The sequence below is a fragment of the Streptomyces monticola genome (assembly GCF_042665355.1).
In the GTDB taxonomy this organism is placed as follows: Bacteria; Actinomycetota; Actinomycetes; order Streptomycetales; family Streptomycetaceae; genus Streptomyces; species Streptomyces monticola.
In genome coordinates this window covers 36,985-49,241 of record NZ_JBHTCF010000014.1, presented here as the reverse complement: position 1 = coordinate 49,241, position 12,257 = coordinate 36,985, and the positions used below count along the sequence as shown (strand labels likewise).

General features: G+C 68.4%; 7 protein-coding genes and 1 pseudogene. 4 read left to right on the top strand and 4 right to left on the bottom strand.

Annotation, left to right across the window (positions count from 1 at the left end; all coding sequences use genetic code 11):
• Positions 1-213 precede the first annotated feature (213 nt).
• Positions 214-1,381 (top strand): annotated as a pseudogene (locus ACFQVC_RS28150) (IS256 family transposase).
• Between the two features lie 143 nt (positions 1,382-1,524).
• Here ACFQVC_RS28150 and ACFQVC_RS28145 read toward each other — a convergent pair.
• The 4 genes from ACFQVC_RS28145 to ACFQVC_RS28130 all read right to left on the bottom strand — a co-directional run bounded on the left by ACFQVC_RS28145 (position 1,525) and on the right by ACFQVC_RS28130 (position 8,837).
• Entirely contained in the window at positions 1,525-2,865 is a 1,341-nt protein-coding gene (locus ACFQVC_RS28145; RefSeq protein ID WP_381835767.1) for a tetratricopeptide repeat protein, read from the bottom strand.
• A gap of 315 nt (positions 2,866-3,180) precedes the next feature.
• Positions 3,181-3,945 carry a bestrophin-like domain gene (locus ACFQVC_RS28140; RefSeq protein ID WP_381835765.1) on the bottom strand — a complete coding sequence of 255 codons (765 nt, stop codon included), beginning with the start codon at positions 3,943-3,945 and terminating at the stop codon, positions 3,181-3,183.
• A 2,001-nt stretch (positions 3,946-5,946) separates the two neighbouring features.
• The gene (gene glsA / locus ACFQVC_RS28135; protein WP_381835763.1) at positions 5,947-8,493 is read right to left on the bottom strand and encodes a glutaminase A; all 2,547 of its coding nucleotides are present in this window, start codon (positions 8,491-8,493) and stop codon (positions 5,947-5,949) included.
• Between the two features lie 128 nt (positions 8,494-8,621).
• On the bottom strand, positions 8,622-8,837 hold the full coding sequence (locus ACFQVC_RS28130) for a cold shock domain-containing protein (protein WP_381835761.1): 216 nt from the start codon (positions 8,835-8,837) through the stop codon (positions 8,622-8,624).
• A 607-nt stretch (positions 8,838-9,444) separates the two neighbouring features.
• Here ACFQVC_RS28130 and trpC point away from each other — a divergent pair.
• From trpC to trpD, 3 genes are read left to right on the top strand one after another with little or no spacing between them, the layout of a single operon-like run.
• Positions 9,445-10,311 (top strand): indole-3-glycerol phosphate synthase TrpC, encoded by an 867-nt coding sequence (trpC, locus tag ACFQVC_RS28125; protein WP_381835759.1) that lies wholly within the window; start codon positions 9,445-9,447, stop codon positions 10,309-10,311.
• The gene (gene trpA, locus ACFQVC_RS28120; protein WP_381835757.1) at positions 10,305-11,180 is read left to right on the top strand and encodes a tryptophan synthase subunit alpha; all 876 of its coding nucleotides are present in this window, start codon (positions 10,305-10,307) and stop codon (positions 11,178-11,180) included. The genes trpC and trpA overlap by 7 nt, the downstream gene beginning before the upstream one ends.
• Complete coding sequence (gene trpD / locus ACFQVC_RS28115; RefSeq protein ID WP_381835755.1) at positions 11,177-12,253, top strand: anthranilate phosphoribosyltransferase; 1,077 nt, start codon at positions 11,177-11,179, stop codon at positions 12,251-12,253. Before trpA ends, trpD begins: the two co-directional genes overlap by 4 nt.
• Positions 12,254-12,257: the final 4 nt, after the last annotated feature.

Below are 12,257 nucleotides of genomic sequence, written 5' to 3'. Positions count from 1 at the left end.
CACGAACATCGAACACGACATCACAGGGACGCTGCTCAACGTCGTGAACATTCACTGGGAGTGTCCGGTTAAGGGTGGATCGCCCATCTATGTCAGGTCAATTTGATCGCTGGCCTGGAGAAGTGGAACCACCAAGTGACTGACGCAACAACAGGGGCCCCTGAGATACCTGCGGTTGAGGCCGTGGACGCGGTCGACGATCAGCTGGTCGGGATGCTCGTGGACCGGGCCCGGTCCGAGGGCCCAGCTGACCGGGGAGGGCGGGCTGCTGCAGCAGCTCACGAAGCGGGTGCTGGAGTCCGCCCTCGAGGGCGAGATCACCGACCACCTTGGGCACGAGAAGCACGAGAAGACGACCTCGGGCAACACCCGCAACGGCGTCCGCTCGAAGACGGTGACGACGGAGGTCGGGCCGGTCGAGATCGAGGTGCCCAGGGGCCGGGAGGGCTCGTTCGAGCCGCAGATCGTCAAGAAACGCCAGCGCCGTCTGACCGGGATGGACGCGATGGTGCTGTCGCTGTCCGACCGCGGCCTGACCCACGGTGAGATCTCCGCCCACCTCGCGGAGGCCTACGGCGCCGAGGTCTCCAAGACCACCATCTCCACGATCACCGACAAGGTGATCGAAGGCATGCACGAATGGCAGAACCGGGCCGCTGGACTCGGTCTATCCGGTCCTGTTCATCGACTGCGTGCACGTGAAGCTGCGGGACGGCGAGGCGGCCAACAGGCCGGATCTGTGTCGTCCTCGCGGTCACCGTCGAGGGCACCCGCGGGATCCTCGGATTGTGGGCCGGAGACGGCGGCGAGGGCGCCAAGTACTGGCTCCAGCTGCTGACCGAGATCAAGAACAGGGGCACGGAAGGCGTCTGCATGGTCGTCTGCGACGGCCTCAAGGGCCTGCCGGACGCGATCGAGACGGTCTGGCCCCAAGCCATCACGCAGACCTGTGTAGTTCACCTGATCAGGGCGTCGTTCCGTTACGCGGCCCAAGCCCATCTACACGGCCCCGACCCAGGACGTCGCCGAGGAGAAGTTCCTCGAGTTGTGCGACGCCTGGGGAAGGAAGTATCCGGCGATCGTCAAGCTGTGAGAGAACGCGTGGGCCGAGTTCGTGCCCTTCCTCCAATTCGACAGCGAGATAAGGCGAGTTGTCTGCACCACCAACGCCATCGAGTCGGTGAATGCGCGGATCCGCAAAGCCGTGAGGGCCCGTGGACATTTCCCGAACGAGCAGGCAGCGATCAAGCGCGTCTACATGGCCATCATGAGCCTCGACCCGACCGGGCAGGGACGCAAACGCTGGTCACAGCGATGAAAGGCCGCCCTGAACGTCATCGAGATCACCTTCGACGGACGGCTCTCCGCCGCTCGCCGCTGAATCCCCAACAACCCCAGAAACACCGTTCGATTTACAGACCCTCGGATGGCAACGCCGTCGACACTCTGGCCGTCGCAAGCGAGGACTGGGCGTCAGGCAACTGTTGAGGAGGGGCCACTGACGGGGGATGCGTGGCCTTGTCGTCAGGTCAGTCGGGCCGCACGAGCGATGAGTACGTCAGCGGTGGGGTGGCGTCGGTGCGGCCGTAGATGCTGGCGCATGACGGTCAGGGCGTGTGCTGTGCGGGTGGAATGCAGGTGTGGGTAGTCATCGAGGAAGCTGTCCCAATGGGTCATGGACTCTTCCAGATGGCCTTGGGCAAGCAGGAGGACGGCCAGGCGGCTGTGGGTGAGTGCGCGGGCGTGGCGGTTGTGCGGGGACCGCGCTTGTAATGAGGCGTCGAAGGAACGGATCGCGGCATGCGGGTCGTCGAGGGCGGCGAGCGTCTCGCCGCGCTGATAATGCAAAGCGGCCGACGGGTAGCTGGAGAAGGGGCCTTCGGTGTCGCGACCGCGGTCAAGGAGGTGCTCTGCGTGGGTGATCGCTTTGTGCGCGGCGCGCCGGTCTCGGCGGTGGGCGTAGGCGATGGCGAGTTGGGCTTGGCAGTACGCCTGGGCGGCCGCGGGCGCGCGCCGAGCCGCCTGCGCCGCCCTTTCAGCCAGCCGAAGGGTGTCGGGAGTGGTGTGGCCGAGCGTGTGCGCGTGGGTGGCCATGGCGCGTAAGGCGATCGCGTGCGTCGCGTGGTCCCCCGCCCACATCGCCAGCTGGGCGGCCGTGACGTGGTACTGCTGGGCATGGGCATCCGATCCGGAGTCGACGCACGTGACGGCCAGGAGGAAGGTCAACTGAGCGGCCCTTGTCATCAGTTGACGCCCTTGGTTCTCGGTGGTGCGAGAAGTGAGCCTCTGGGTGACGTCGTAAGCCAGGTATGCGGCCAGGGGGGTGCGCCCCTGACCGCCGCCATGGGCTTCGAGTAGTTCGGCGAACAGCCGGGTGGAGGAGCCCATCTGCTCGACGTCGACCTCCCGGACTCGGTGTCGGCCCAGCGGTCCCGTCTGTTTCGTCGACGGTGAGGGTGGCTGCGACATGCGCTCGAGGCCCAGGGCGCTGACGATTGCCGTGCTGTAGGCAGGCAGGGACAGACGTTGACTGGGGTCGACTTCAGCACGGGTGAGCAGGGAGAGCCGCCGAACCGGGTGCATCTCCCACGTCCGCGCGACAGCGGTGGCCGGCGCCCGGGTCAGGCCCGCATCGGCAGCGGACACGGGGCGGCCCAGCCTGCGCGAGAGGGCTTCGAGCAGCAGTTGCGGCGCGGGTGGCCGCGGCCTCGTTCCCGACAGCCAGCGTGCCACGGTGGAGCGGTCGCACGTCATGGAGTACCCACTGTCACGGGCCACGAGCCGTATCTGCGCGGCCAGTTGAGAGGAGCTCCAGCCCGCCTCATGCAACAGCTGGCGCAGACACGTATTCGAAGCCTTGGGCACGGGTACTCCTGTGAGCGATGCTGTCGGCAAATGGCCTCTGAATATACGGTTTCCCTTTTAGGCTTTCTTAACTCGGCCCTTTTCAGGCGTGATGGTGGTTGTGGTTGCCCATGGGAACTCGCGGGAGTTCAGAGGGCTGTGAGTAACGTGCGCCAGAACTCCGGGCGAGGGTGGGCTTTGAGCGTGGAAGTGGCGAGCCAGGTCGGCCGGCTGAAAAGGAATGCCCGGTGTTCTCTCCCCGGGTATCGCCGACGTTCTCGCCGCCCCCCGGAGCAGACCGTCTCCGGCCTGGTGCCGATGCGTAACGTCGTTCTTTCATCCGCTTGACGTCGGGAAGAGCAAGGCGAAGGGTTCGGTCATGCCCGCGCTGTCATGGGCGTAGGGGGAGTCGAGGAGCCAGACCAGGAACAGCAGGAACGCCAGCAGTGCGCTGTGGAGTCCGGCCAGGATCAACTCGCGTGGCGAGCGTTGGATCTGCAGGGCGAAGACCATGCCGATCGCGGTGACGCCGCCGGCGATCAGTCCGAACCACACCAGTGCCGGAAGCGTGGGGCCCGAGCCCAGGGACCGGTCGTTGCGTGCCTCTTCGGCGACGGCCACCTGGTCGGCCAGCGCGAAGGCGACCCTGTTTTCGGCGTCGGTTTTCGGTTCGTAGGAGCCGACTTGGCCGCGGACGTCGGCCAGCAGGGCGTCGCCGCGGGCTGTGAGCCCGTCACCGTCCTTCAGCACGCCCCACTCCTTGTGCACGGCGTAGTCGACGTACGCGTTCACCGCGGTACGCAACTCGGTCCGGGCGCCTTGCGGCCACACCGCGACGCGCTCGCTGACCTCGTGCAGGGCGTAGGCCTCCCGCTTGACGGTGTCTTCCGCGGCGTTCTTCGCCTCCCATACGCCGGCGATGGCAAGCCCGAGCACGATGGCGTACACCACGCCGATCATCATCGTCATGTACTCGATGACGTCGGGCGTTTGGTCGGGGTCGAAGTCGTCACTGATTCTGCGGTGCCGGATCACTGCGATGAGCAGGACGACGCTGATCGACGCTGCCATGGCCAGTGTGAGCATGAGCCAGTCGGACATGCAGAGACCTCTCGGATCGTTAGGGAGCCTTCGACGGTCGGCTCGGTGCGTGCGGGCTATTGGCGGCCGGAGGACGTGCGCCCTGAACTGTTGCTGCTCAACGCTGCAGCGGCGAAGACGGCCGGGCCCACGAAAAGCAACATCCGTGTGACGGATGAGGTGCCCTCCTCGGGGCGGCGCGGGGGAGGGTTGGGCGTCAGGGGACGCAAGGACACCGTGGGCTCCGGCTCGGGTTTGGGTTTCGGTTCGGGTGTTGGCTTGGGCTCCGGTACGGGTTTGGGCGTCGGTTCGGGGAGTTCGGGGGGTTCTGGTGGCGCCGTCGGAGCCGGAGGTGCTGGGGGCGGTCGCTCCGGGGGCCGGGGCGGCTTCGGCGTGGGCGGCTGGGGCTTGGGGGGTTGCTTGCGGCAGGCGCGCCTGACGGCGTCGCCGACGTCGCCTTCGCGGGCCAGTCGGGTGAGCTCGTCCATGGGAAGGTCCACGCCTGAGTAACCGCAGCTGTCGCTCGGTGCTCTGGCGTGCGCCTTGGGGGATGACAGGGTCAACGCACCAGGCAGAGCCAGCGCGAGCAGCATCGTGCTGACACCGGCGGAACGGATGAGGCGGGCACTGATCATTGGGTCAGAGTTACCGAGCCGACGACGCTCACGCCGCGACGCCGTTCAATCCCCCCGAAGAGGCGAACTCGCGGCATGTGCCTATGGATTGTGCGCGCCCGCGCACTACTGGGCACTACAGAAAGACCCGGTGCTGAAGGATTTCGCAGGGTGGTCGAGGCCGTCCGGCCCTGCGGCAGCGGGACTCGGCATGCAAGGGACAGGCCGGCCGCGGATCGTCGCGGTGGCGACGCAAGGGGGCGTGACATCCTCCGGCTCCTCCGGCTCCTCCGGCTCCTCCGGCTCCTCCGAGCCGGCCTCCGGGGCCGGGCAGCGGGCGCCTGCGGTAGGTGGAGGGTGGGAGTCAGGAGCGGCCGCGTCTGGAGACGACGTGGCCTTCTGAAAGCGACATACGGCAGGCTTTCTGCCTCCGCGGAGGTGTGTTCGCCCATCCGTCGCACGGTCGAACCTGGACGTTGAGGCATGGAAAGGGCTTGAGGAAGCTCCACCCCAGAGCAGAAGGCACGAGTAGGTGAGGCGATAGGGCCACTTCGGAGCTGCGGGCGCGCTGGGAGGCTGAACGGCTGGCCGAGGCGGAGCGTCGGAGGCCGGCCGAAGAGGCGCTGGTGACGCAAACTCGTGCTCGGTCGGCGGGTAGCGGGCCGTCGCGTCGCCCTGCCGCTTACGGTCGCCGGGCTGTTCCAGCCAGCGCCCTGGACGGGACTCCACAGAACGTGGATCGCGACGCGCGAGGACGCCGGCCTGCTCGACACCGCGCGGGGCCAGCCTCGACCGTTGTGGCTGACCCACCCAGCTCCGAACTACACCCGCAGGTGGGATGAATGTCCTCCCGGAGCACCGGCCCGGGCCGCTCCATGTCCCGCAACCTGCGCGAACCGGTCAAGAGTGATCTCAAGATTGATCACTCCACCGATGCCTCTCAAGGGCGGGAGCCGCTGTCGCAGGAATCGGGCCCCGCTCTTCTGCCGGGGAGCAGGCAGCAAGGAGCTGCGGCCGAGCGCACGACCCACAACGGTCTTTCTCGTGGAGCGGTGAGCTGAGCCAGTAGGCCCCTCGCAGGGTGGCAAAAGGTACGGGATCGGGAGGAGAAGTCATGTCCTGTTTAACCGGGCTTGGCTCTACGGGGCAACGGGTCGCAATGGAGGCGCAACCGGGCGCATGAATCGGAGCCGGCAACGCTGATTCGACGCGAGAGATCCTGCCGAACTCGTGCGTTGCCGCGTGATAGCTGTGTGCAGCGGACGAGCGGCCGGACGTGAGCACTGCCTTGCCGTACGCGCACGGCTCCCGCCCTGACTCGTGTGCGCCGTCGCAGGCGACGCCGGAGTGGTGGACCGGCTGCCCCTCACCGTGTCGTAGACCGTCGTGATGAGGGGGCAGTACGTGGTCAGCGGCGCTGTGGGGGCAGGCTCTGCGAGTCCCGGGCGGGCAGGGGCTCCGGTTCGTTGGGACTCCGCAGCAGAGCCGCCGTCTCGTTCCAGCCTGCGCGTTCGGCGTCGTCCAGAGGGGTGTTGCCCCAGCGGTCGGTACGTCCGGGGCTGGCACCGTGTGCCAGCAGGTAGCGCACGACCTCGGAGCGGCCCTCGGACGCGGCCAGGTGCAGGGGGGTGCGGCCGTCGTAGTCGCCGTCGTCGGGAGCGGCGCCGGTGGCGAGGAGTCGGCGTACCTCGTCCAGGTCGCCCTGCGCGGCAGCCCAGCACAGGTGGACCACCGCCTCGAGGGTGGTCTGGTCGGGGCGGCGGCGGATGTCGCGGCGCCCGGACTGGCCCTCGGCGGCGTCGTGCGGATGTACGACGTAACGTTCCACCAGGCGCTTGCAGAACTCGATGCCCCGTACGGTGTTGCCCTGGGAGTCGAGGCGCGGGGACCACACGGCGATGCCCATGACCTGCGGTACCACGATCATCAGCGCGCCCGAGACGCCGCTCTTGGCGGGCAGGCCGATACTGAAGGCGAACTCGCCGGAGAAGTCGTACATGCCGCACGACATCATCAGCGACTGGCAGTGCTGCACCGTGTCCGGTCCGAAGACCCGGTCGCCGGTCAGGGGGCAGATGCCGCCGTTGGCGAAGGTGGCCGCCACCATGGCGAGCATGTCGGCGTCGACCTCGACCGAGCAGCACTGGAAGTAGAACTCCAGGGCCTCGCGCAGGTCGGTCCCTTCGGGGAAGGCGCCCCGCTCGCGCATGAGGTAGCCGAGCGCGAAGTTGCGGTCCGCCGTGGCGCGTTCGGACAGGTAGACGCTGTTGCTGAATCCCGGCCTGCGGCCGCCGGCCAGGCGTTGCCAGGTGCGCTCGACGTGTTCGTAGCGGTCGGAGAGGGGTTCGCCGGGGCGGATGAGTGAGGCGGAGATGATCGCCCCCGCATTGATCATCGGGTTGTGGGGGAGTCCCTGCTGATTGAAGGTCACTTCGTTGAAGCCGAGGCCGCTGGGTTCCCTGCCGACGTGCTGGTGAGTGCCGTCGATGCCGTGTTCTTCCAGCGCGAGACAGTAGCCCACCGTTTTCGACACCGACTGCACGCAGAACATCGTGCGGGCGTCGCCGGCCAGGTGGCGCTGTCCGTCCACGGTGCACACGGCGATGCCGAAGGAGTCCGGGTCGGTACGGGCGAGTTGGGGGATGTAGTCGGCGACAGCGCCGCCGCGCTCATCGCGCAGCTCCTCATAGGTGGCGTCGATCTCCCGGGCGAGCAGGCCGAAATCGGGCACGATGAGCTGGTCCTGCACCACACGGCGCAGCAGTCCGCCGTGTTCGCGTACGAGGGCCGCGAACTCGTCGAAGTCGAGCTCGCGTTCACCTTCGAGGGTGGCGGCGAGGGTGTCGGCGATCCTCGGGTCGTCGCTGAGGATGCCGGCTTTGGTGATCCGTGAGACCAGTTCGAGGCGGGAGAGACTGCCGTTGCCGTCGTCGTCGAATGCGTCGAACACGGCCCGCAGGGGGTCTTCCTCCGCGTCCTGGCGCCCCGCGGGGCGGTGAGTGTGGGGCGTAGTGGGCACGTGGCCATTGGTGGCGGAGCGGGATGCTGGGATGCCGGAGGGGTCGCGGTGTGGCATGGCGGTTTCCTTGCGCTGGTGGTGATGGTTCGGTTCCGGTAGGCGTAGGGGGGCGGATGCGGGCAGCGGCGGCGTCAATGCCCGCTCGACGCGGGCCATGGCCTGGCTCAGCTCGTCGATCCGCCCGCTCAGCTCTCCGACGCCGTCGGATTCAGAGGTGTCGGGTGGCGCGGCAGTGGCCGTGCGCGCATGCTGCCGGGCCTCCTCCAGCGCGGAAATCACCACGCCGATCAGTGTGTTGACCAGAACGAAGGAGGCCAGGAGCACGAAGGAGACGTAGAACGGGACGGCCCAGGCGCTGACCGCGAGGCCGTCGCGGACCATGTCGCCCAAGCCGTCCAGCGTGATCAGCAGGAAGAGCGTCAGGGCGGCGCTGCCCACCGAGCCGTAGTGTTCGGGGTCCGCCTGCCCGAAGAGCATCCAGCCGATCATGGCGTAGACGTACAGTGCCAGGCCGCCTACCACCAGGAATCCGCTGGCGCCGGGGATGCTGCGGCCCACTGCGGTGGCGATCAGCCGTACATGGGGCAGCATCCGTACGGTGCGCAGGACCCGGGCCAGACGCAGCAGCCGCGCCACGCTGGCGTTCGCGCTGAGGAACGGCAGGAGCGTCAATGCCAGGACCAGGGCGTCGAATACGTTCCAGCGATCTCGGAAGAACGTCCTGGGCCGGTCTGCGCAGGCGGCGGCTCGCACGATCAGTTCCGCTGCGAACAGCGCGAGGAACACGTTTTCAAGGCCATGCAAGACATGGCCCCAATGGGCCACCGCCCCGGGATAGGTCTCCAACCCCAGAACCGTCGCATTGCCCAGCACGGACACGAGGATGGCGATGCCGAAGGCTCGTGTGTCCCGCACAAGGCGTGCTTTCGCTGCCACTTCACGAGCACTCATGCAGGGATCGCCCTCTTCCTTGCCGACTGAGGAGTGTGCGCGGCGGCCGACGGATCAGGCGGGGGACCGCGCCGAGGGAGCACGAGTCGGAGGTGCGGATGGCCGCCGCCCGGCTAGGGGCGGACTTTCCGGGCCTCGAAACGTCCAAGGCCCAACGCCAGGACGAAGGAGACTTGTTGGCCCTCGGACAGCGTGCTGCACTCCTCCAGGTCCTCGCGGCGTACGAAGACAGCGTCCAGCTGCCCGTACGGCACGACGAAGCCATATCCCTGCTTCCGGTTGAACCACTGGACGTAGCCGTTGATCCGCTCCTCCATGAGGGATGTCACGCCTCCATTTCGCACACAGACGGGGAGTCCGCCGGCAGCGAGGGGCGTGCGAGGCGGTCTTTCCAGTTGAGCGCGGTGTCCTTCGGTGCGGAAGGGCTGGGCTGCCGTGAGGGTGATGCACGCGCTTCCACTTTGTGAACTTGTGATCCGTGTCGTGTGGCCGGCGACCGTCGCCCGCGGCGCCCTGGGGGCGCGGTGAAGGGGGTCGGTGAGGCGAGTGCGGGATGTCGGGAGAACGTCACCCGCCGAGCCTTTGACGTCAGTTGTGAGCGCGGGTGAGGTCTGCGGCGGAGGGTCTGTGGCGCCGGCGGCGATCGCTCTGTTCTGTGGGAGTGCAGCGGTCCAACTTGGGGGTGAAGCGCCGGGCGTCCGGGATTCACAAAGGCGCAAAGCCGCAACGCGTGCACGCTGCGTTACCGACAACCCCCCTTCCCTCGCTGGCAATTCGAGACCTTGATGGGAGAAGGCCCGGTCAGTCTCCTGTGTCTTTCACTGACGCTGCACAGCATGGGGGCCGCCTGGGCGTTGCTTGGTCAGAGGCAGGACGCCCGCCGCCGTCTCCCACGACGCTGCGCGAAGTGCGTCCCGTAGGGAAGAGGCGACTCTGGTGGACTTGCTCGCGAGGATGGTGGATTCGGTCCACGTTGAACTGCGCGAACACAAACAGAGGGTTCCGATGCGGTTGTTGGTCCAACAGGCGTTGGCGAACCCAGCGCGTCGCGATGTGCTGAGTGCGCTGCGCGCCCCGGACGGGGTACAGGTGATCGCGGAGGTGAAGCGGGCCAGTCCCTCCCAGGGTGCTCTGCCCCTGCGCACGGATGTGGTCACGCTGGCGGTCGGCTACCAGTCGGGAGGAGCCGCCGCCGTCAGCGTCCTGACACAACGTCAGCACTTCTGCGGAAGTCTTGCCGATCTCGACGTGGTGTGTCCCGCGGTGGATGTCCCGGTGCTGCGCAAGGACTTCATCATCGATGAGTACCAGCTGTGGGAGGCCAGGGCGCACGGCGCGGTTCTTGTTCTGCTGATCGTCGCCGCTCTGGACCAGCCGACGCTCTCCACACTGGTGGAGCGGGCCCATGCGATGGGTCTGACCGCGTTGGTGGAGACCCATGACGCCGACGAGGTGGACCGGGCCCTGGATGCGGGTGCGCAGGTTATCGGGGTGAACGCACGGGACCTTCGCACCCTCCGGGTGAGCCCAGATCGTTTTGCCGATCTGGCGCCCCGGATCCCGGAGGGCGTCGTGCGGGTCGCGGAGTCCGGTGTCCGAGGCCCGGATGATGTCCGGGCTCTGGCGGCGGCGGGCGCCGACGCCGTGCTGGTGGGTACGCACGTGGCGACTTCTTCGGATCCGCGGAATGCGGTGGCTCAACTGGTAGCGGCCGGCCGACGAAAGGGGGATGCCCCACCTGACGTGCAGGCAGACCCCCCTCCACGCTCCCACCGCTCCGGGGCGGAGCGTCTGTCATGGTGACGAACCTGGACGGACGGGCGCGGCCCGCACCGCAGTTGGGCGATGCCTTCGATACCGCCCGTGCGGAGCAGCGTGCGGCGCTCATCGGCTATCTGCCGACCGGCTACCCCAGTGTGCGGGGGTCGATCGCGGCCATGGAGGCCATGGTCGAGGGCGGCGTGGACGCGGTCGAGGTCGGCCTGCCCCACTCCGACCCGGTCCTGGACGGCCCCGCCATCCGCTCTGCCGTCGAAGCCGCGCTGCACGCGGGGACGCGCATCGCACACGTGATGCGGGCCGTCAGCGCCGTCGCGGCGACCGGGGCGCCGGCCGTGTGCATGTCCTACTGGAACCCCATCGCCCGCTATGGCGTCGAGCAGTTCGCCCATGATCTTGCCGGCGCCGGAGGCTGCGGGCTGATCGCCCCGGACCTGCCCGCGGAGGAAGCGGAAGGCTGGCGGACGGCCAGCGACCGGAACGGACTGGACCGGGTCTTCCTGGCCGCGCACTCCTCCAGCACGGAGCGCCTGACGACGATCGCCACTGCCTCCAAAGGGTTTGTGTACGCCACCGGTGTCACGGGGGTCTCCGGCAGCAGCGGGCTGGTCCCCGCCCGCGCCCGGCATCTGGTGACGCGCGTGCGTCAGGTCACCGACCTGCCGGTGTGCGTCGGCCTCGGGATCTCCACCGGAGAACAGGCCGCGCAGGTAGCCGAGTTCGCGGACGGCGTGATCGTCGGCTCGGCGTTTGTGCGCCGACTGCTCGATGCGCCCGATGAGCGCACCGGCATCCGTGGAGTACACCGGTTCGCGGCCGACCTCACCGCCGCTGTGCGGTCCGCACCCGCACCTGTCCGTACGACCCGTACCAGTCGAGGAGACTCCTCATGACCGTCATCACCGAGCCCACCTGGCCCGGACTGCTCACCGAGCTGCTGGAGGGCCGCAACCTTCCCGCCGACAGGGCCACCTGGGTGATGGAACAGGTCCTGCGGGGGCAGGCCGATCCCGCACACGTGGCTGCCTTCCTGACGGCGCTGCGCGCCAAGGGCGCGACGTCCAGTGAGGTCGAGGGTCTGGTGGCGGCGATGGAGCGGCACGCCGTGCCCGTGGCCGTCGAGGGCCCGACGGTGGACATCGTCGGCACGGGCGGAGACCACGCACACACCGTCAACATCTCGACGATGGCCGCGATCGTGGCGGCCGGCACCGGAGCGCGCGTCGTCAAGCACGGCAACCGCGCGGCCTCCTCGTCCTGCGGGTCCGCCGACCTGCTGAACGAACTCGGCATCACCTTGAATCTGTCCGCCGAGCAGACCGCGCACAGCGCCCGCGAGGTCGGCATCACCTTCTGTTTCGCTCCGCTGTTCCATCCGGCGATGAAGCACGCCGCCACGACCCGCCGGGCCCTCGGGATTCCGACGGTGTTCAACCTGCTGGGTCCGCTGACCAATCCGGCCCGGCCGCAGGCGCAGGCCATCGGGGTGGCCGACCCGGACACCGGCCCTCTCATCGCCGGTGTCCTCGCCCGGCGGGGCACCGAGGCGGTGGTCTTCCACGGCGACGACGGCTTGGACGAGCTCACCGTCACCAGTACCTCGACGGTGTGGACGGTCACCGGCGGGCAGGTTCGCCAGGAGCACCTCGACCCGCTCGACCTCGGCATCCCACGCGCGAGCCTCGAGGAACTGCGCGGCGGTGACCCGGCGCACAACGCGGCCGTCGCCCGCAGCCTGCTGGCCGGGGGACGGGGGCCCATCCGCCATGCCGTGCTGCTGTCGGCCGCGGCCACCCTCGCCGTCGCCGACCCCGTCGGCACGGCCGCCAAGCCGATCACCGAACGGATCGCCGCACACCTGCCGACAGCCGCTGCCGCCGTCGACTCCGGAGCTGCTGCCGCCCTTCTCGACCGGTGGGTCACCACCACCCGCTCGCTGGCGACCCCGCCGGTCCAATCAACCTGAAGGC

Excerpts from the sequence above, each read along its gene's own strand:
- ACFQVC_RS28140 (WP_381835765.1), bottom strand. The coding sequence starts at position 3,945 with ATGTCCGACTGGCTCATGCTCACACTGGCCATGGCAGCGTCGATCAGC.
- trpA (WP_381835757.1), top strand. The coding sequence starts at position 10,305 with ATGGTGACGAACCTGGACGGACGGGCGCGGCCCGCACCGCAGTTGGGC.
- trpD (WP_381835755.1), top strand. The coding sequence starts at position 11,177 with ATGACCGTCATCACCGAGCCCACCTGGCCCGGACTGCTCACCGAGCTG.